General features: G+C 31.1%; 16 protein-coding genes and 4 pseudogenes. 7 read left to right on the top strand and 13 right to left on the bottom strand.

Annotation, left to right across the window (positions count from 1 at the left end):
- The first annotated feature begins 3 nt into the window (after positions 1–3).
- Positions 4–1,056: a 2Fe-2S iron-sulfur cluster-binding protein gene (locus AC1RYN_RS05460; protein WP_481806140.1), complete on the top strand. Its 1,053-nt coding sequence runs from the start codon at positions 4–6 to the stop codon at positions 1,054–1,056.
- 170 nt (positions 1,057–1,226) lie between these two features.
- On the opposite strand, the gene AC1RYN_RS05455 is transcribed toward AC1RYN_RS05460, so the two are convergent.
- Positions 1,227–2,234, bottom strand: coding sequence for a glycosyltransferase family 9 protein (locus tag AC1RYN_RS05455; protein ID WP_481806148.1), 1,008 nt, complete (start codon positions 2,232–2,234; stop codon positions 1,227–1,229).
- A gap of 39 nt (positions 2,235–2,273) precedes the next feature.
- Positions 2,274–2,879 carry a DUF4254 domain-containing protein gene (locus AC1RYN_RS05450; RefSeq protein ID WP_035620176.1) on the bottom strand — a complete coding sequence of 202 codons (606 nt, stop codon included), beginning with the start codon at positions 2,877–2,879 and terminating at the stop codon, positions 2,274–2,276.
- A 112-nt stretch (positions 2,880–2,991) separates the two neighbouring features.
- Between AC1RYN_RS05450 and upp the strand changes: the two genes are divergently transcribed.
- Positions 2,992–3,645 carry a uracil phosphoribosyltransferase gene (gene upp / locus AC1RYN_RS05445; RefSeq protein WP_481806139.1) on the top strand — a complete coding sequence of 218 codons (654 nt, stop codon included), beginning with the start codon at positions 2,992–2,994 and terminating at the stop codon, positions 3,643–3,645.
- On the opposite strand, the gene AC1RYN_RS05440 is transcribed toward upp, so the two are convergent.
- Positions 3,640–4,569 carry a DUF6427 family protein gene (locus AC1RYN_RS05440; protein ID WP_481806138.1) on the bottom strand — a complete coding sequence of 310 codons (930 nt, stop codon included), beginning with the start codon at positions 4,567–4,569 and terminating at the stop codon, positions 3,640–3,642. The genes upp and AC1RYN_RS05440 overlap by 6 nt on opposite strands.
- Positions 4,570–4,712: 143 nt before the next feature.
- Here AC1RYN_RS05440 and AC1RYN_RS05435 point away from each other — a divergent pair, with 143 nt between their 5' ends.
- Positions 4,713–4,943: a DUF6341 family protein gene (locus tag AC1RYN_RS05435; protein ID WP_264286587.1), complete on the top strand. Its 231-nt coding sequence runs from the start codon at positions 4,713–4,715 to the stop codon at positions 4,941–4,943.
- Here the strand turns inward: AC1RYN_RS05435 and purD are convergent.
- Positions 4,935–6,210 (bottom strand): annotated as a pseudogene (gene purD, locus AC1RYN_RS05430) (phosphoribosylamine--glycine ligase). The gene AC1RYN_RS05435 and the pseudogene purD sit on opposite strands and share 9 nt — an antisense overlap.
- Before the next feature lie 133 nt (positions 6,211–6,343).
- Here purD and AC1RYN_RS05425 point away from each other — a divergent pair.
- Together AC1RYN_RS05425 and AC1RYN_RS05420 are read left to right on the top strand one after the other, a co-directional pair.
- Positions 6,344–7,655 (top strand): annotated as a pseudogene (locus AC1RYN_RS05425) (phenylacetate--CoA ligase family protein).
- A gap of 39 nt (positions 7,656–7,694) precedes the next feature.
- Positions 7,695–8,225 carry an ORF6N domain-containing protein gene (locus AC1RYN_RS05420; protein ID WP_481806137.1) on the top strand — a complete coding sequence of 177 codons (531 nt, stop codon included), beginning with the start codon at positions 7,695–7,697 and terminating at the stop codon, positions 8,223–8,225.
- Between the two features lie 35 nt (positions 8,226–8,260).
- Here the strand turns inward: AC1RYN_RS05420 and AC1RYN_RS05415 are convergent, their stop codons facing one another.
- From AC1RYN_RS05415 to AC1RYN_RS05385, 7 genes and pseudogenes are all read right to left on the bottom strand, one after another.
- Positions 8,261–9,025: a glycosyltransferase family 2 protein gene (locus AC1RYN_RS05415; protein ID WP_481806136.1), complete on the bottom strand. Its 765-nt coding sequence runs from the start codon at positions 9,023–9,025 to the stop codon at positions 8,261–8,263.
- The gene (locus AC1RYN_RS05410; RefSeq protein WP_481806135.1) at positions 9,025–10,086 is read right to left on the bottom strand and encodes an exopolysaccharide biosynthesis polyprenyl glycosylphosphotransferase; all 1,062 of its coding nucleotides are present in this window, start codon (positions 10,084–10,086) and stop codon (positions 9,025–9,027) included. Before AC1RYN_RS05410 ends, AC1RYN_RS05415 begins: the two co-directional genes overlap by 1 nt.
- A 2-nt stretch (positions 10,087–10,088) precedes the next feature.
- Entirely contained in the window at positions 10,089–10,376 is a 288-nt protein-coding gene (locus AC1RYN_RS05405) for a hypothetical protein (protein ID WP_481806134.1), read from the bottom strand.
- Positions 10,377–11,360 (bottom strand): UDP-glucuronic acid decarboxylase family protein, encoded by a 984-nt coding sequence (locus tag AC1RYN_RS05400; protein WP_481806133.1) that lies wholly within the window; start codon positions 11,358–11,360, stop codon positions 10,377–10,379. It lies immediately after the preceding gene.
- Positions 11,361–11,504: 144 nt separating this feature from the next.
- Positions 11,505–13,180 (bottom strand): annotated as a pseudogene (locus tag AC1RYN_RS05395) (DUF6909 family protein).
- A gap of 29 nt (positions 13,181–13,209) precedes the next feature.
- Positions 13,210–14,697, bottom strand: coding sequence for a GH3 auxin-responsive promoter family protein (locus tag AC1RYN_RS05390; protein WP_481806132.1), 1,488 nt, complete (start codon positions 14,695–14,697; stop codon positions 13,210–13,212).
- 3 nt (positions 14,698–14,700) lie between these two features.
- Positions 14,701–15,219, bottom strand: a complete 519-nt coding sequence (locus tag AC1RYN_RS05385) for an alpha-crystallin domain-containing protein (protein ID WP_481806131.1) — start codon at positions 15,217–15,219, stop codon at positions 14,701–14,703.
- Between the two features lie 209 nt (positions 15,220–15,428).
- Between AC1RYN_RS05385 and AC1RYN_RS05380 the strand changes: the two genes are divergently transcribed.
- A complete protein-coding gene (locus AC1RYN_RS05380; RefSeq protein ID WP_481806130.1) occupies positions 15,429–15,614 on the top strand; it encodes a Sec-independent protein translocase subunit TatA/TatB in 186 nt (61 codons plus the stop codon).
- 76 nt (positions 15,615–15,690) lie between these two features.
- Here the strand turns inward: AC1RYN_RS05380 and AC1RYN_RS05375 are convergent.
- Positions 15,691–17,815, bottom strand: a pseudogene (locus AC1RYN_RS05375) (Tex family protein).
- Between the two features lie 116 nt (positions 17,816–17,931).
- On the opposite strand from AC1RYN_RS05375, the gene AC1RYN_RS05370 reads away from it, so the two are divergent.
- The gene (locus AC1RYN_RS05370) at positions 17,932–18,243 is read left to right on the top strand and encodes a DUF1294 domain-containing protein (protein WP_481806129.1); all 312 of its coding nucleotides are present in this window, start codon (positions 17,932–17,934) and stop codon (positions 18,241–18,243) included.
- A gap of 751 nt (positions 18,244–18,994) precedes the next feature.
- Here the strand turns inward: AC1RYN_RS05370 and AC1RYN_RS05365 are convergent.
- A complete protein-coding gene (locus AC1RYN_RS05365; RefSeq protein ID WP_481806147.1) occupies positions 18,995–19,402 on the bottom strand; it encodes an RpiB/LacA/LacB family sugar-phosphate isomerase in 408 nt (135 codons plus the stop codon).
- Between the last annotated feature and the right edge of the window lie 90 nt (positions 19,403–19,492).

Here is a 19,492-nt window from a genome sequence, read left to right as displayed (position 1 = left end):
ATCATGCCTTCATTCCTAAAACTAATAATAAAAGAAGTAAGACGCGAAACTGCTGCTGCAGTCTCAATACTTTTTAATGTTCCTGAAGAACTAAAATCTAACTATACTTTTGTTGCAGGACAATATATCAATTTACGATTAACACTAGACAACAAAGAACTTCGTCGTGCTTATTCTATTTGTTCTTCTCCAGAAAGTGGTGAATTACGAATTGCTGTAAAAGCAGTAAAAAATGGTGTTTTTTCTCAATTCGCAACGACAAAACTCAAAGCTGGAGATGTCCTTGAAGTTGGTAAACCAGAGGGCAAATTTACATTTGAACCTGATCCGGAAAGACAAAAAAACTATGCTGCATTTGTTGCTGGAAGCGGAATAACTCCTGTTCTTTCTATTCTAAAATCAGTTTTAAAAAGTGAACCAAAAAGTTCATTTGCATTAGTTTACGGAAATAAAACAGTCGAAGACACTATTTTTCATCAAGAACTACATGATTTACAATTACAATATGTAGGCCGTTTATTTGTACATTATGTTTTTAGTCAAGCTAAAGCTGAAAATGCATTGTTTGGTCGAATAGATAAATCGGCAGTAAATTATGTTTTGAATAACAAACATAAAGAATTAGAATTTGATAAATTCTATTTGTGTGGCCCTGAAGAAATGATTAATACAGTTTCAGGTATTTTAAAAGAGAAAAATGTAAAAGAATCAGCTATAAAATTTGAGCTTTTCACTTCTTCTACACAAGAAAATAAAATCGACACTTCATTAGAAGGGCATTCTAAAATTACTGTTCTTGTTGATGATGAGGAAGTTTCTTTTGAGATGTCACAAAAACAAACCATTCTTGATGCTGCTTTAAAGCAAGGAATTGATGCTCCTTATTCTTGTCAGGGCGGAATTTGCAGTAGCTGTCTTGCTCGTGTAACTTCGGGAACTGCCGAGATGAAAAAGAACTCGATTTTAACTGATAAAGAAATCGCAGACGGATTAATTCTTACTTGTCAAGCACATCCAACATCTGAATCTATTTATGTAGACTACGATGACGTTTAGTATTTAATATCAATATTCAGTAGCGGTCAAAGTTTTCAGACATTTATTGAATACAAATCAATAAAAAAGAGTTTGCACTTGAACTGCAAACTCTTTTTTTATTTCAAAGCTTAATTTTTATGTATAACAAGACTTCTGTATACTAAAAACTGTGAATGAATACTAATTTATTACAACTGCGACTGAATCTTAGCCACTACTTTCTCTGGTAAAATCGTTCGCATGGCATCTTCATAACCAGGAACTATTTTATTTCCATATACTGATGTTGGTAATAAAGGAAATTTATTTCTATCTGATACCAATGCATCTTCTAGCTTTTGATTAAATGGTAAGAATCCTGCATACGGATGTGTTGCCCCCCAAAGTGTAACTACTTTTACACCCAGCATTGCAGCAATATGAGCATTTCCTGAATCCATAGAAAGCATTACATCGAGATTACTAATCAGTTTTAATTCTTGTTGAAACTTGATTTTCCCTGCTGCATTTATTACATTTTTAAAAGGCTTAGAAAACGATTCTAAAATTTCGATTTCTTTTTTTCCTCCACCAAAAAGTAAAATTGTATACTCTTTATTTTCAGCTAATTTTGCAATTACTTCCTGCATCAAATCCAAAGGATATACCTTAGATTCGTATTGAGCAAAAGGTGCAATTCCTATTAATTTCTGATAGTTTTCTCCAATCAGATCAGTAATTTCTGCGCTTAAAACAGCTTTTTTAGGAAATACAGGATTAGATAAATCCACCGAAAAACCTAGTTCTTCAAACACTTTTGTATGTCTTTCAAACATTGTTGGTAATTGCTTAAAGACTTTATTTTCTGCTCTCATTAATGCCTTTTTATCCTCTCTTGCTTTATCAACAAAAGCAGTTTTTTTTCCGCTTAAAGCGAAAAAAGTACGAACAACTTTAGATCGTAAAACATTATGTAAATCGGCAAAAGCATCAATATGCAGCTTTTTTAAATCTTTATATAAACGCACTAATCCAATAAAACCTTTATGACGCTCTTTATCATCAAAAACGAAAAAAGTCAAATTAGGTATGCCATCAAAAAATGGTTTAAAAAAAGGGCGTGAAATTACGGTTAATTGAACCTCAGGGTGCTGTTTTACAAATGCGCGTAAAACAGGAACCGTCATGGCGACATCTCCCATTGCGGAAAGTCTCATGACGGCTATATGCTTAATTTTATTGGACAATTCTGCCAATTATTTTTTATTTTGGTATAAAACAGGATTCAAATCATCATCATTGTACATTTTCATTTGTTTGTACACTTTCATGAATTTATCTCCATTTTCAATGTCTGTTAACAAGTCATCTATTGCTGTAGATAAATCGCTTCTTTGCTCTAAAAGGATATTTAATTTTTCCTGACATTTATCTCTATGCTCTTGAGTAGCTTCTGCACGAGTAGCTTCTTCATTCATATGATAAATTTTTAAAGCCAAAATAGATAATCTATCAAATGCCCATGCAGGACTTTCTGAATTAATTTTAGCTCCGTCTTTTACTTTTACATTGCTAAATTTTTGTAAAAAATAGCTATCAATATATTCCACCATATCAGTACGTTCCTGATTAGAGGCATCAATTCTTCTTTTTAAAGTAAGTGCAGCAACTGGATCAATATTCGGGTCACGAATAATATCTTCAAAATGCCATTGTACGGTGTCTATCCAGTTTTTTAAATATAATAAATGTTCAAATTTATCTTTAGGATATGGATTGTTTATTGGCTGATCAACATTATCAAATTTATGATAATCTTTGATGCTTTGTTCGAATACAGAATATGCTAATTTTGAAAACATGTCTTTAATTTTTATAGATACAAAGATACTTTTTATACTTTTATAAAAAAATATCAAATCATAAATCTATTTATCATAAATCTGATTTTAAAATAAATTAAAAAATACCATCATGCAGATTCATTATTTATCCGAAAACAACAGCGTATTAAACCATTTTTTAGGCCAGATACGAAATATAAAAGTTCAAAACGACAGTATGCGTTTTCGAAGAAATATTGAGCGAATTGGTGAAATTATGGCTTATGAAATAAGTAAAGATCTATCTTATAAAAACGTAGAAATAGAAACGCCTCTCGGCTTTAAAAATACTACCGAAATAGATGATAAACTTATTTTATGTTCTATTTTACGTGCTGGTTTACCATTACATATTGGTTTCTTAAATTACTTTGATGAAGCCGAAAATGGTTTTGTTTCGGCTTGCAGACATCACCCAAACAACGATGCTGAATTTGTTATTTTGGTCGAATATCAGGCCTTATCTAGTATCAATAATAAAACTGTTTTGTTAATAGATCCAATGCTGGCTACTGGCCAATCTATTGTTGCTGTTTATGAAAAATTAATACAAAATGGTGCACCAAAAGAAATGCACCTTGCTGTTGTAATTGCTGCTCCAGAAGGTGTTGCTTATCTAGAAAAACACCTGCCTGATTCTTGTCATTTATGGATTGCTGCCTTAGATAGTAACTTAAATGAGAAAAATTATATCGTTCCTGGATTAGGTGATGCTGGTGACTTAGCGTATGGAAATAAGCTATAATTGAGAGAAAAAAGTAAAAAGACTACATAAAATCAAGACTCCAAAAACGATTTCATTGCTTAGCTTGTTTTGCGAAAACTCAATATGACTTGATCCCATAATAGCCAAAGGTGCAACTGTAAACAATAATAAATCATTGCTTTTATTAGGAGATACCAAAAATATAATAACTCCTATAAAGAAATAAGCTACAATTTTCTTATAAGAAGAATGTAGTAATAATGGTCTATTTGATAATGTTAATAACAACGAAACCACTAAGAACAAAGCTACTGCTACATATATTGATAAAGCCCCATTTTGATAGTTACTGGTGAAATAATTGATTCTAAAATCAAGCAATGCATGATTTTTAAAAAATGTAATTACATCAATATTAAACAATAAAGACACTAATAGAAAAAGTGTAGCTATAGTAAAAAGGGCTATAAATGGTAAAATCCAGTTTCTATAATCACCTGCAACGTGAAAAATTATCGATATAAATACCAATATAAGGAATAAAATACACCAAAATTGGAACAAAGAAGCCAATAAAATCCATAATGATGCATCAAATATTTTTTCTTTTGAAGCTTTAAGGGATTGCAATGATAACAAGCGACGAAGCGCTAATAGCACAAAAAAATTAGCAAGTAAAATAGTAGGATTATTAAATGCTGATGGAAAGAATAACGTTAACAATAAATAAAAAAATATCGTGTAACCATTGTCTTTACTAAGCCCGTTTTTCTTGACCACAAAATTTGTTACCAACATCGATCCTAATACAACTATCGATAAACTTATTTTTTCTGAAATTGATATAAGTGATTTTGCCCAAGAAATATCTTGAAATTGATAGATGAAAAAGAAAACCAGCATTAAAATTACGACCAATGAATAATTTAATGGTGTAGATTTTTTAAAAACACTTGTTATCATAAGGATATTTTATACTTTTGTGACTGTAAATATAATACTTGTTTAAAAAGGAAACCAACAACTTGAAATAAAGATTCTGATTATCGGGATTTATAACTTCAATGCGTTACAAAACAATAAATAACAAAATAATTTTATAAATTATGACAGCTTTTTTTGAAGGAATACAGTACTTATTCGTAAACATTTTATTTGCTCCACTTGATTTTTTACGTTCATTAGAACTTGTATCATGGTTTGGTGCTAATACAATTAATTGGATTTTCATGATTATCTGTGCAGCTGCAATGGTATATTGGATTAAACAATTACGCATTTTTGATGCAGCCGGAACAGAAAATCAAGATACTACGGCTCACTCTTTTTTAAAGTAAGTCGAAGCCAATATCTTTTCTAAAATACATCTTATCAAAATTTAGCTTGTCTATGTTTTGATAAGATTTTTTTATGGCCTCTTGAAAGTTGTCTCCATACGAAGTCACTGCCAAAACTCTTCCTCCATTACTTAGCACATTGTTGTTATCTAACTTTGTCCCTGCATGAAAAACAATAGAATCTGAAATAGTCTCTAATCCAGAAATTACTTTTCCTTTTTCAAAATCCTCTGGGTAACCTCCTGAAACAACCATAATTGTTGTAGCACTTCTTGGATCTACCTCTAGAGAAATTGTATCTAATTTTTCATTGGCTACAGCCAAGAACAATTCTACTAAATCAGTTTTTAATCTCGGAACTACAACTTCAGTTTCTGGATCACCCATTCTTACATTGTATTCTATAACGATTGGTTCATTATTAACATTTATCAATCCAATAAACACAAAACCTTTATATTCGATTCCGTCTTTCTGGAAACCTTCGATTGTTGGTTTAACGATGCGTGTTTCGATTTTTTCCATTAAAACAGCATCAACATAAGGAACTGGAGAAACTGCTCCCATTCCGCCTGTATTTAATCCTGTATCACCTTCTCCAATACGTTTGTAATCTTTTGCAGTAGGAAGTATTTTATAGCTTTTACCATCCGTTAATACAAAACAACTTAGCTCGATACCATCTAAGAATTCTTCGATAACCACTTTTGAACTCGCTGCACCAAATTTTTCATGAACAAGCATGTTTCTTAATTCCGTTTTAGCTTCTTCTAAATCTTGAATAATCAAAACTCCTTTTCCTGCTGCCAAACCATCTGCTTTTAAAACATATGGAGGTTGCAATGTTGCTAGAAACTCACATCCTTTTTTCTACAGTTGCTGCAGTAAAACTATCGTAAGCTGCTGTTGGGATTTTATGTTTCATCAAAAATTCTTTAGCAAACTCTTTACTTCCTTCAAGTTGTGCACCTAATTTTGATGGCCCGATAACCGGAATATGTTTTAAACTTTCGTCATTTTTAAAGTAATCGTAAATCCCTTTTACCAATGGATCTTCGGGTCCAACAACAACCATACCTATGTTTTCCTGAAGCACTAAGGTTTTTATTGCTTCAAAATCGGTTGGACTAATGTTTACATTGTGAGCAATACCTGCTGTTCCAGCATTTCCTGGTGCCACAAAAAGTTTATCGCAAAGCGGACTTTGAATCATTTTCCATGCAAATGCATGCTCTCTTCCTCCTGAACCCAATAGTAAAATTGTCATTGTATAGTTGTATTTAGTTGTGGTGCAAAAATAATTGCTTTTAACCTTAAAACAGAATTAATTTTTAAAAAGTTGTTGGTTCTTGATTTTTAGTTGTTGGTAAGTATTATTTTTGATAAAATTTATGCTCCAAATGCTTCGACTTTTTGATCTTTCTCTTCTTATAAATGGATTCCCGATTAAGGAAGCTAAAGCTGAATTGGATACCATCATTCAATTTTCTGAAGAAGAACATGCTCTATTTATTCAGCATAAAAAAAGAGGAGATCGTTGCTTATCATTTGCAAAACAATCCGTTTTACAAATCATTGGCTGGTTGTATAAATACCAAAAACTGGAATGATTTACCTGTTTTGAACAAACAGAATTTACAAAAACCTCTTTCTGAAAGGCTATCTAAAGGTTATTCTATAAAAAACGTTTACCTCAACAAAACCTCTGGATCAAGCGGAACTCCTTTTGTTTTTGCCAAAGATAAATATTGTCATGCCTTAACCTGGGCTTCAAATAGTATGCGTTTTGGTTGGCACGGAATAAATTTTAATACTTCGTATCAGGCGCGTTTTTATGGAATTCCAATGGATTTTATTGGAAACAGAAAAGAACGTTTAAAAGATTTTTTTAGTAACCGCTATCGCTTTCCAATTTTTAATTTATCAGATATTGTTTTGGAACAGTTTTTACAAAAATTTCAAACAAAAAAATTCGATTACCTCAACGGTTACACAAGTTCGATTGTTTTGTTTGCTAAGTTTTTAGAAAAGAAAAACATCGTCTTAAAAGATATCTGTCCAACATTAAAAGCTTGTTTTGTTACTTCAGAAATGCTTTTTGAATCTGATAAAATTCTTTTGAAGAAGCAATTGGGGATTCCTGTTGTTAATGAATATGGAGCCTCTGAACTTGATTTAATTGCTTTTGAAAACCCTAAAGGAAAATGGCAAATAAATACCGAAACTCTTTTTGTCGAGATTCTGGATGAAAATAATCAACCTGTTCCCAATGGAACTGAAGGCAAGATTGTAATTACTTCATTATTTAACAAAGCGCATCCATTTATTAGATATGATATTGGCGACATGGGGATTCTGGATGAAAAAAGCACATTACAAAAACCAATCCTTAAAAAACTTATTGGCAGAACCAATGATATTGCGTTATTACCTAGTGGGAAAAAATCACCTGGCTTAACCTTTTATTATGTTACCAAAAGTATTATCGAAGACGATGGAAATGTAAAAGAGTTTATCATCAAACAAACTCAAATCGATACTTTTGAAATTGAATATGTATCTGAAAAAGAATTAAATACTAACCAAATTGATAAAATTAAAACTGCAATTGTTCATTATTTGGAGCCTAATTTAAACTTCACTTTTACCCGAAAAACAGTTTTAGAAAGAACCAATCGAGGCAAACTAAAACAGTTTAATTCTTATTTTTGATATAAATAAAATCTTACATTTGTTTTTTAATTAAAACTCATGGACGATCAATCTCTGCTTTCTGAAGAAACTATTTCAAACAAAATATACTTTATCCGCAACCAAAAAGTAATGTTGGATAGTGATTTAGCAATCCTTTATGGAATAGAAACAAAACGATTAAACGAACAAGTAAAAAGAAATATCTCTAGATTTCCCGAAGATTTTATGTTTCAACTAACTGAAGTTGAGTATAATTCTTCAAGGTCGCAAATTGCGACCTTGAAGAATGGCAGAGGATTTAACTTAAAATATTTACCTTTTGCTTTCACAGAACATGGTGTTTTGATGCTATCAAGTGTCCTAAAAAGTGATAAAGCAATTCAAACTAATATCCAAATCATGCGTATTTTCACGAAAGTAAGACAAATGCTTCTGGACACAACCGAAATTAAAGTTGATATTCTGCAGATTCAAAAGAAATTAGAGAATCATGATAAAAATATTGAATTGGTCTTTTCTTATTTAGATGAACTCACTGAGAAAAAAGAAGACGAAAGCGAAAGAGTAAAAATTGGATATAAGAAATAATTCTTTAAGGTCGCAATTTTCGACCTTAAAAAATACTAAACTTTCTTTATATATCTTGGCTTAATAACCAATTGTGTGAACAAAAATCGAGTCATATAAATACATGAAACCATAAAATTAAATCCATGAAATCGCCTGTAAACACCAAAATTATGCTTTATCAATTTAAACTTTGAAGATGAAATTGAATCTTTTCTTATCCTATAATAAGCCAAAGATTCAGGAACAGGTTTTGCTTCTTTGATTTGCTTTAAAATTGTGAGCCATAAGCGCCAATCTTGTCTTTTTTGAGTAGCTTCAATTGTAATTTTTCCAAAAAAATCAACATCGTAGATTGCAGTTAAATTACCTATATAGTTACAAAAAAACAATTCCTGATAAGTCAATTTTAGTGGAGCTTCTATCTTTTTGTTTAAAACATTCCCTTCTTCACCAATCCACTCGTAAAAACTAAACGTAAAAGGCAAATTCTTATCTTTTAAGAACTTTATTTGTTTTTCTAATTTTAAGGGAAACCATAGATCATCAGCATCAAGAAATGCTATATACCTCCCATTTGCTTTATCCAAAGCTACATTTCTAGCAAAACCATTTCCTGAATTTTTTTCTAATTCGATTATCTTTATTCGATTATCAACTTGAGTAAATTTATTTATTATTGTTACTGTATTATCTGTCGAAGCATCGTCAACCAAAATAATTTCCCAGTTAGGATAACTTTGGTTTTGAACAGATTCCACCGTTTGATGAATAAATCTTTCGCAATTATACGTTGGAATTATAATAGAAACTAAATCCATTAATATGCTTTATCATCGCCTTTTAGCGTATTACGAATCGTATCAAAAATTATTTTTATATCCAATAAAATAGACCAATTTTCCATGTAAAAAATATCATATTTAACTCGGTTAATAATATCCTTATCCGATTCAACTTCGCCACGAAACCCGCTCGTTTGAGCTAATCCTGTAATACCTGGCTTGACAAAATGCCTTACCATAAATTTATTGATTTTAAGCGCATAAACCTCCGTTACGCTTAACATATGAGGTCTTGGTCCTACTACTGACATATTCCCCATTAAAACGTTGAAAAATTGTGGCAGCTCATCAATACTCGTCTTACGAATAAACTTACCTATTTTTGTTATTCTCTCATCGTTTTTAGAAGCCAGATTTATATGTGCTCCATCATTCAATTTCATCGATCGAAACTTATAGCAATAAAACTCTTTATTATTCAATCCATTCCTTTTTTGCTTGAAAAAAATGGGCCCTTTTGTTTCTGATTTTATTAAAATTCCTATAATTGGTATTAACCACGAAAGTATTCCAAGTATAATTATAGTAGAAAAAACTATATCAAAAACACGCTTAACTGCTTTATTAAAATTATCATCTAGCCGAATATTCCTTAACTTAAGAACAGGTATATAATCATAATATTCGAACATAAAATTTCTGAAAAATATTTGTTTATCGTCTGGAATAAACTTTAATGTCTTCAAATTATTATCTGCAAAATAAATAAGGTCTCTCATTTGTTGTTGCGATAAATCAATCATAGAACAATACATTTCATCTATTCTATTTAATAAAACAAAATCTTTCATTTGATTAATTTGGCATTTTTTCTCACTCCCAATATCAAATATATGCATCAGCTTATATCCATAATCTAAATTATCAGTAAAAAAATTTTGCAAAGGAGCAACGCTCTTACTATTCCCAATTAATACTACTCGTCTGAAATTACCTCCATATAGTACTCTGAATTTTTTCAGGAAAAAATAAATAGAAAATTTAATGGTTAATATCACCAAAAAAGAGGAACTAATAAATACAACTACTGAAAACAAACTTATTCTTTTCGAATAAAAAAAGCTAATGCAAAAACTACCAAACTAAACAAAACATATTGCTTAAATGCACAGTTTAAAATTGCAATTACTTTAGTATATCGATATACCTCATAAAAACCTAAATGTACAGCAATAGAAACCCAAGCAAAGCTTAAAGCTAAAGGAAATACAATTTTGTGAACAGGAAAATCAATTATATAAACCGCAAATAGATTAATGATAATTAAATCTATCAAATATGAGAAAGGCCTAATATAACCTGAATATCTTCCTGTTTTTGTTCGCATCTACCTTATATAATTTGAAAAATCTTTATGTTCTTCTTTCGATAGCTCTTCTTTAGAAAGGGACTTAAAATAATCATATGTGATTTTCATACCCTCTGCTCGATTAACTTTTGCTTCCCAACCAAGCAATTGCTTTGCCTTTGTAGTATCTGGCTGTCGTTGTAATGGATCATTAATCGGTAATGGGTGATAAACTACTTTTTGATTTGTTCCAGTAAGTTTTATAATCTCTTCTGCGAAATCTTTTATAGTAATTTCATCTGGATTTCCAATATTAACTGGATAAACATAATCAGAATGTAACAATCGGAAAATACCTTCTACCTGATCATCTACATAACAAAATGAACGGGTTTGCATACCATCTCCAAAAATAGTTAAATCTTCTCCACGAAGTGCCTGGCCGATAAAAGCTGGAATTACACGACCATCATTAAGTCGCATTCTTGGTCCATAAGTATTAAAAATACGCACTATTCTGGTTTCTACACCGTGAAAAGTATGATACGCCATTGTGATAGATTCTTGAAAACGTTTTGCTTCATCATAAACTCCACGCGGCCCTATTGTATTTACATTTCCGTAATATTCTTCTGTTTGTGGATGTACCAATGGATCTCCATAAACTTTGGATGTTGAAGCTATCAAAATTCTTGCTTGCTTTACTCGTGCTAAACCTAATAAATTATGAGTACCCAATGAACCCACTTTTAAGGTTTGGATTGGAATTTTTAAATAATCTATCGGACTTGCTGGTGAAGCAAAATGTAGTATATAATCTAAATCTCCAGGAACATGTACAAATTTTGTGATATCATGATGATAAAACTCAAAATGCTCAAGTTTAAATAAATGCTCAATGTTTTTTAAATCACCAGTAATTAAATTATCCATTCCTATAACATAATAACCTTCTTTTATAAAACGGTCGCAAAGATGTGAACCTAAAAAACCTGCTGCTCCTGTAATAAGTATTCTTTTCATTGTATTTTTTGTATGTGACAAATGTAATTCAATTTATAAATTACATTCTTTAAAATATTGTAATCTAATCTTTGCGATAACATCAATCGCAAATCTATTTTTATTTTATCAAGGGCACTTATGTGCCCTTGTATGCTAAAGCTATTATTTTACGTTAAAAATCTGCTCTAGAATTTTAATCGTAATCAAATAAGTTGGCTTAACCCCTGTTGTTCCTAATCCTCCAGAAGCCAAAGTACTTCCTGTTTCTAGTGGGTTATCTGATGCGTAATAAGCATATCTTACTTTTATATCATGTGGAACACTTTTTCTGATTTTTGAAGCTGATTGAATTGCTTTTTGATAATATGAGCCTTCCATTTCAAGACCGATAACACCCCAAGTAGATTCATGGAAGAATTTTAATAGATCTCGATTCTGTAACGAAGTTCCCAATACAGTAACCATAGCCCCTTCAAAAACTGCAATATCATTTCCTTCAAACATTGCTCCTGTTAACTCATTTTCAAAATAGTAGTTATCAGCAGTTCCTTCATTTATGTGTGCTGTCGGAATCATGATATCTCCTTTTCCTCCTTCTAGAATCCCTGCTTTACCCATAATCGAAACCGATTTTACGTTAAGAAGTGTTTCTTTTTTAAATGGTTTTAATAACTCATCAATGGTTTCATAAGCTTGCTCTCCAAACGCATAATCCATAACAATTATTACTGGTTTCTTATCGTCTAAATCAGCTTTAGGAAATGCCGTTTTAGCCCAATCAATCTTAGCAGTATCAAAAATTTGCACATCGATGTTAGTACCTGAAGTATCAGGTAAAGAAATCATTCCATTTTTCAATGCAAGTGCTTCAACGTCTTTACGAATTGTTGCTCCCGATTTACTTAGCTCTTCATAAATAAAGAAATCAGACTTGTCTTTGAACTTAGCTTTCAACAAAGGTGTAGCAAAGATAGAATTCATCACACTGTGCATATTAGCACTTATTACGTGAATAGGACGGTCTAAAAGCGAATTTGCCTTTAAAACCTCCTTGATGTTCGTTGCCCAAATTTCTCCATGAATATGATGTCCTAAACGCTCTCTAAAATAGGACTAAATGTGATTGTTCGTTTATTATTTTCAACAACTTCTTCAATTGCTAGTTTACCTAACCAATAAATAACATGCAAAAATCGATCTGGTTCAGATTCTGACCCAAAAGCATCATAAATATTAAGAACTTCTTCAAATGTTCTTCCTAAGATATTTGCAACATGCGATATTGCCTTTTCTTTTTCTATAAGTGGTAACTTTTTTGTTTGCATTACTGCTAACTCCAATTTTAACCAATCACGTGAAACTTCACCTCCATCATCTAATAAAACTCTATTTCTAATTTTATGAGATTCAATGAAAATAAAAGTCAAGTGGGTCAAAATATCATAGATATCTGAACGTCCACGAGTAATTTCTACATTCATTTGTTCCTCATCAATTCTATAACAATTTCTTCTTCTTTTTGGAGGAACAATTGCTTGAAAATGTGACTTAGAATACCCTTCATCTGAAGTCAAATTGATGTAACGGCATTCTTCAATTCCTATCGGAAGCCTTTCTATAACATATAAAAGTCCGTTAAGTTCTACTTTTTCATCGGCAATATTTCCATAAATTTCTGGTCGTAAAGCCAATAAAGCTTCACGTAATGTATCGCCCGAAATTCCCATTGGTTTATAGAAACCTCTATTAAACAAATGGCGCATTGTAATGTACATTTTTTCAATAGCAGCTGATGATTCTTGTGCTCGTGATCTCGAAATGTTTTTTGATTCTTTCATTCTAATTATATTTTTAAACTTTTTAAGTTTTATTCTTTTTTTAATGCGTCTGCTATATCTCTATTATTAGACAGTCGCGGTATTTTATTTTGTCCTCCTAATTTTCCTTGTGATTTCATATATTCCTGAAAGCCATTTTTAGCAACTTTGGTTATTACCACTTTCTGCAAAATATTTCCAGTTATTAAATCATCGTAATAAATATTTTGTTTTCGCATGGCATCATCTATTGCTTCTACAAAAGTTACCATGTTTTCTGGTTCATTTTCAAATTCTACTAGCCATTCATGATATGGTAATCCTTCTGTCGGATTAATTTGTGGTGCAACAGTAAACTCATTAATTCTAACATTGGTATTTTCCATAGCAGTTTTCATTGCATTTTCTACCTCATTGCCAATAACATGTTCACCAAATGCCGATATATAATGCTTGATCCTTCCCGAAACAATTACACGATGCGGATATAAAGAAGTAAACTGCACCGTATCTCCAATATTATACCCCCAAAGTCCTGCGTTTGTAGATATAATCAAAACATAATTTACTCCTAACGCTACTTCTCCAATTGTTAATCTCTTTGGATTTTCACTAAAGAACTCCTCTGCTTTTATAAACTCATAAAAGATTCCAGAATTCAATAATAAGAGCATTCCTTTTGATTTTTGAGAATCCTGATAAGCAAAGAAACCTTCTGAAGCTGGAAACAACTCAATACTATCTACTTTTCTTCCTATCAGATTTTCAAACTTTGCGCGATAGGGTTCGTAATTAACTCCACCGTAAATAAAGAGATTAAAGTTTTTGAATAAATCCCCGACTTTCTTTCCGCTTCTTTCTTCTAAACGTTCAAAATACATTTGCACCCAAGATGGAATACCAGAAATAATAGTCATATCCTGATCTATTGTTTCCTCGACAATTGCATTAATCTTAGTTTCCCAATCCTCAATACAATTGGCTTTCCAAGATGGCATGCGGTTCTTTTGAAGATATTTTGGAACAAAATGAGCTGCAATTCCAGATAATCGTCCTAGTTTAATTCCATTTTTCTCAATCAATTCTGGGCTTCCTTGTAAAAAAATCATTTTTCCATCTACAAAATCTGTTTTTCCAGTTTCATGTATGTAATGTAAAATTGCATTTCGAGAAGCTTCAATATGATAAGGCATGGATTCTTTGGTAAGCGGAATATATTTTGCTCCCGAAGTAGTTCCAGATGTTTTAGCAAAATAAAGTGGTTTCCCTTTCCAAAGAATATCTTTTTCACCCAATTGTACTTTATCTATATATGATTTTAAATCTTCATAATCTCTTACAGGTACTTGCTTTTTAAAATCTTCAAACGTCTTTATTTTATCAAAATGGTGGTCTTTTCCAAACTCAGTATCTTTTGCCGCTTTTATTAAACTTTTAAAAACTTTCTGTTGAGTTTCAATAGGTTTCTTAGCCCAAGTCTGCGTATTATTATAAATTTTGCTGGCAAATAATTTTGCAGCGACTGATTTTATAGACATTCTTTATTTTTGTTTTTTATCACTTTTATTCTTTTTTACAGAACTAGTGTTTTCTTTTTTTTCTTCGTTTGCCACTTCTTCACGCAATTTTAATTCTTCTTTAGAAGGAGCTAAATTCACATCTTCCTCTTTTACATCAATACTTGACAAGATAGAATCTTTATTAAATTTAGCATATTCTAATTGGCCAGTTAAGACTTTTTGAATCGCTTTAATATAAGTTTCATTTTTCTTTAATGCAACCGTTAATGAATCTGATTTTAAAGCCAATTCAGTAGCATTTCTTTTTAATTCCGTTGATGAATATCCTGGTATAAATTCACGTAATGGTGTAAAAGCGATTATAAATGTGGTAATTAATATTAAAAAAATAGCACCTAATGTCGCAACTACAAAAACATTCATAAGATTCAACTTGAAAGAGAAGATCTCTTCAAATGTATCCTCATTCAAAATAACCAATCGGTTTTTGACAAATAATCTTTTTCGGAATTTAATTCGTTTTAGTCTTTTCTCGGTCATTGTGGTACTTTAATTGACAAATATAATAATTAATAGTGTTGATAAAACGGTCAAAATACAAATAGGATAGCCTTTGAAATAGCATTTTATAAAATATTTAACGTGATTAAAAATAAATATTTTATAGTAAAACTAATTCATATTAACTAATTCTGTATACCTTTGCCTTTATTATATACAAATTTGCTCCGGCAATTAACTATTCAATCATGGGAAGATTAGGTGTTACAGAAATCCTTATTATATTAGCAGTTGTTTTATTACTTTTTGGAGGTAAAAAAATTCCAGAATTAATGAAAGGTTTAGGTAGTGGAATTAAAGAATTCAAAAACGCCGCTAAAGACAATGATCAGCCAGCTGATAAGAAAGAAAAAGAAGAAGATAAACCAGCTTAATTTATTTAATAAATTATATAGGTTGTATAAATTCCAAATCCCAGTAAAATATTATTGGGATTTGGAATTTCTTGTTTTATAATATCATCGTCAACTGAATACGTTTTCTCTCTTCGTCAACCTCAGTTACTTTTACATCAACATGTTGGTGTAGTTTTACCACTTCGTTTACATCACTTACAAAACCTGCTTTAAGCTGGGAAATGTGAACCAAACCGCTTTCTTTAACACCGATGTCAACAAAACAACCAAAGTTGGTGATGTTATTAACAATTCCTGGTAAAATCATACCGGTTTTTACATCTTTTATGCTTTTTACATTCGGATCAAATTCAAAAACCTTAGCCGATTTTCTAGGATCTAAACCTGGTTTTTCTAATTCTTTAATAATATCCTTTAATGTCAATAAACCAATTTCTGGCGTAATATAATTCTCTGGTTTAATTAAAGCTGTACGTTCTTTATTAGCAATAAGATCATTAACCGTTAGTTTTAAATCTTTGGCCATTTTTTCAACAATTCCATATGCTTCAGGGTGTACTGCCGAATTATCCAACGGATTTTTAGCATTTGTAATTCTAATAAAAGCAGCTCCTTGTTGATACGCCTTATCGCCTAAACGAGGCACTTTTTTTAACTGTTTACGATCTTCAAAAGGACCGTTTTCTGAGCGATATTGTAAAATGTTTTTTGGCAGCTTTTCCTCCCATTCCACTCACATAACTTAGCAAATGTTTACTCGCTGTATTAATATTTATCCCAACCGAGTTAACGCAACGAATTACGGTATTATCCAGCTCTTCTTTTAATTTTGATTGATCACATCATGCCGATATTGTCCTACTCCAATAGCTTTAGGATCAATTTTTACCAATTCGGCCAACGGATCCGAAAGTCGCTTCCCGAGAGCAAACTGATCCTCGCACAGTAACATCATAATTAGGAAACTCATCACGAGCCATTTTAGATGCCGAATATACCGAAGCCCTGCCTCAGAAACGATAAAAACCTGAACTGGTTTGTCAAATGCAATTTTTTTAATAAAAAACTCCGTTTCTCTAGATGCCGTTCCGTTACCAATAGAAATTGCATCTATTTTATAAGAGTTTACCATAGAGCGAATTTTTTTCATCGCCATAGCATCTTCATGTTGTGGTGCATGTGGGTAAATGGTTTCATTGTATAACAAATCGCCTTTTTCATCTAGACAAACCACTTTACAACCACTTCTAAACCCTGGATCAATGGCTGAGAATTCGCTTTTCACCCAATGGTGGTGCCAATAATAACTGTCCTAGATTATTAGCAAAAACCTGAATAGAATTGGCATCAGCTTTGGCTTTGGCTTCTTGCAAAGTTTCATTTCCTATAGCAGGATTCAACAACCGTTTATAACTATCTTCAATAGCTAATTGTATATGTGGTGTTGTATTATTTTGACCTTTTATGATTAATTCATCAATAACATCGTAGGCTTCATCAATATCAACCTCAACTTTCATTTTTACAAATCCTTCGTTTTCAGCACGAAGCATTGCTAATAATCGGTGTGAAGGCGCTTTTGTTAATGGCTCTGACCAATCAAAATACTGATTAAACTTTTGCGCATTCTCATCATCTTTTTTAGTTTTTACAACCTTAGTTGCAATTGTCGATTTGCGTTGGTATAATCTACGTAATTGCTTACGAACATATATATTTTCATTGATCCATTCAGCAATGATATCACGAGCACCTTGTAGAGCTGCTTCTTCATTAATAACATTATCATTAATATATCGTGTCGAAATAAAATCAACATCGTCATTACCTTGCGACATGATAATCTTAGCCAACGGCTCAAGTCCATTTTCACGCGCTACATCAGCTTTGGTTTTCTTCTTCTTTTTAAAAGGAAGATAAAAATCTTCTATCTCTTGTAAATCAAAACTTTGTTCAATTTTTTGCTTTAATTCTGGAGTAAGTAACTTTTGTTCTTCTATCGATTTTAAAACTGCTTCTTTACGTTTTACAATAACTTCATAATCTTTCTGAAGTTTTGCAATTTGCTCAATTACAACTTCATCAAGATTTCCAGTTGTATCTTTTCGATATCTAGAAGTAAACGGAATCGTGCAATCTTCCTCTAGTAATTTAACTGTGTTTTGAATGTTTATTGCTGCTGTTTGAACAGTCTTCGCAATGAATTGAATATTAGTCATGCTTTTTATGAAATAATTTCTTAATTATAAATTGATATAATTTACTTATTAAAATGAAATAGTAAATTAATCAATAATTCTGCTAAAATAATATCTTTGTTCTTAATTTTAAGCCAATGAAAATTTTATTACCCTATTTTTTTATCGTAAATAGTATTGCCTTTATTTTAGCTGGATATGATAAATATTTGGCAATCAAACATAAACGTAGAATCTCCGAAAATACATTGTTTGCAATAACTGCTCTTGGCGGTACATTAGGATTGTTACTAGCAATGCTATTGTTTAAACATAAAACGAGTAAACCTTCTTTTATTATAAAATATACAGGAATTATTTTCCTTCAGATAGTAATTGCTCTCCTTATGTTTATTTATTACAATGATACTGAAACTCTTGCTTGGTTTATAGTAAGTACGAATAAATAGTTTTGTTTTTACATTGTTAACAACTATATAAATACCTATTTATCAAATAATTAAATTCAACATTTTTAAAGATTTACTTATACTACTTCTGTTGTATTCATTATTAATATTGTTATTATAAAGAAATAAAATCAGCAAATCTTCTTTTATTATAAAATAGTAGAACTGTCCTTGATAATCACAATCTAAAAAGAGTTATTTTACCCATAGAATTGATTAATAAATAGTGCTGTTTTTATATTGTTGATAACTACATAACTACTTATTTATAAACTAATTAAATTCAACATTAAAAGATTTTATTATACTATTGCTGGTATATTTATCATTAAGATTCTCATTTAAAAAAATAGTAGCACTGCCCTTGATAATTACAATCTAAAAAACGCTGTTTTACCTATACAATCAAATAATAAATGAGTTTGTTTTTATGTTGTTAATAACTCCATAAATACTTATTTATCAAATAATTAAATCTAACATTTTTAAATATTTGCTTATATTGTTTCTGGTATATTCATTGTTAACATTGTTATTATAATAAAATTGTAGAACTGTCCTTGGTAATTACAATCTAAAAAGCGTTGTTTTGCCTATAGAGTCAATTAATAAACGAGTTGTTTTTATGTTGTTAACAACTATGCAAACACTTATTTATCAACTAATTAAACATAAAAAAAGCCGGATGAATTAAAAAAATCCGCCCGGCTTACTATTTTATAGGTGCGAAGCACCCGTTTTTTTGACTTGTTTACTGACAAGCAATCTTATTTACTCTATTTTGGTGTCTTCCACCTTCAAATTCAGTATTTAAAAATGCTTCAACCATTTCTACAGCTTGTGGAATCGATGTAAAACGCGCTGGAATACTAATAATATTAGCATCATTGTGCAAACGTGTTAAAACCGCAATTTCTTTAGTCCAACATAAACCAGCTCTCACTTTCGGATGTTTATTAACAGTCATTGCAATTCCATTTCCGCTTCCGCAAATAACAATTCCAAAATCTGCCTTACCTTCAGTGATATCTGTAGCAACTGGATGACCAAAATCTGGATAATCTACAGAATCCTCAGAATCTGTACCATAGTTAGTTACTTCATGTCCTTTTGCTTTAAGCATAGCAACAATTGCTTTTTTATATTCTGGCCCGCTAATCGTCCTATTGAAATTTTATTATAGGTGCTGCCTCCCCAACAACAGGAGCATGTATTAACCTTAGCAATACGTAACTGAAGCCAGGTACAC

This window comes from Flavobacterium sp. TC780 (genome assembly GCF_056783245.1).
This window is presented reverse-complemented; position numbering and strand designations above follow the sequence as displayed.

Excerpts from the sequence above, each read along its gene's own strand:
- AC1RYN_RS05460 (WP_481806140.1), top strand. The coding sequence starts at position 4 with ATGCCTTCATTCCTAAAACTAATAATAAAAGAAGTAAGACGCGAAACT.
- AC1RYN_RS05455 (WP_481806148.1), bottom strand. The coding sequence starts at position 2,234 with ATGAGACTTTCCGCAATGGGAGATGTCGCCATGACGGTTCCTGTTTTA.
- AC1RYN_RS05450 (WP_035620176.1), bottom strand. The coding sequence starts at position 2,879 with ATGTTTTCAAAATTAGCATATTCTGTATTCGAACAAAGCATCAAAGAT.
- upp (WP_481806139.1), top strand. The coding sequence starts at position 2,992 with ATGCAGATTCATTATTTATCCGAAAACAACAGCGTATTAAACCATTTT.
- AC1RYN_RS05440 (WP_481806138.1), bottom strand. The coding sequence starts at position 4,569 with ATGATAACAAGTGTTTTTAAAAAATCTACACCATTAAATTATTCATTG.
- AC1RYN_RS05435 (WP_264286587.1), top strand. The coding sequence starts at position 4,713 with ATGACAGCTTTTTTTGAAGGAATACAGTACTTATTCGTAAACATTTTA.
- AC1RYN_RS05420 (WP_481806137.1), top strand. The coding sequence starts at position 7,695 with ATGGACGATCAATCTCTGCTTTCTGAAGAAACTATTTCAAACAAAATA.
- AC1RYN_RS05415 (WP_481806136.1), bottom strand. The coding sequence starts at position 9,025 with ATGGATTTAGTTTCTATTATAATTCCAACGTATAATTGCGAAAGATTT.
- AC1RYN_RS05405 (WP_481806134.1), bottom strand. The coding sequence starts at position 10,376 with ATGCGAACAAAAACAGGAAGATATTCAGGTTATATTAGGCCTTTCTCA.
- AC1RYN_RS05400 (WP_481806133.1), bottom strand. The coding sequence starts at position 11,360 with ATGAAAAGAATACTTATTACAGGAGCAGCAGGTTTTTTAGGTTCACAT.
- AC1RYN_RS05390 (WP_481806132.1), bottom strand. The coding sequence starts at position 14,697 with ATGTCTATAAAATCAGTCGCTGCAAAATTATTTGCCAGCAAAATTTAT.
- AC1RYN_RS05385 (WP_481806131.1), bottom strand. The coding sequence starts at position 15,219 with ATGACCGAGAAAAGACTAAAACGAATTAAATTCCGAAAAAGATTATTT.
- AC1RYN_RS05380 (WP_481806130.1), top strand. The coding sequence starts at position 15,429 with ATGGGAAGATTAGGTGTTACAGAAATCCTTATTATATTAGCAGTTGTT.
- AC1RYN_RS05370 (WP_481806129.1), top strand. The coding sequence starts at position 17,932 with ATGAAAATTTTATTACCCTATTTTTTTATCGTAAATAGTATTGCCTTT.